The organism is Desulfallas sp. Bu1-1, from assembly GCF_015594625.1.
Taxonomy (GTDB): Bacteria; Bacillota; Desulfotomaculia; order Desulfotomaculales; family Desulfallaceae; genus JADNRQ01.
This window is the reverse complement of record NZ_JADNRQ010000128.1, coordinates 1-255: the sequence shown is the minus strand read 5'-3', so window position 1 is coordinate 255 and position 255 is coordinate 1. Positions and strand designations below refer to the sequence as shown.

Here is a 255-nt window from a genome sequence, read left to right as displayed (position 1 = left end):
TAAGTGACAAGCTGGATGAGCTGAAAACCCATCAAAATAACGGCACCATACCCACAATAATCTTCGGCGGTCGTTCCTTGTGGAAGCGGGTTTGCAAAGGTAGAGCCGCAAAAAAAGAATGGCGGCAGGCCCGGCAGAACCGGTTGTACGCCCGGGGAGACGAAACCAAGGGCGGCAACCCGAACATCAAAATAAGCTACCGCAGCGGAGAATTTGCTATTTCCGTGACCGTCTCCCACCTGTCCGAACAGACAG

The 255-nt window shown here is 53.3% G+C and carries 1 pseudogene; it reads left to right on the top strand.

The window, feature by feature from the left end:
• Nucleotides 1–255, top strand: a pseudogene (locus IT084_RS17935) (IS200/IS605 family accessory protein TnpB-related protein); the annotation flags it as partial.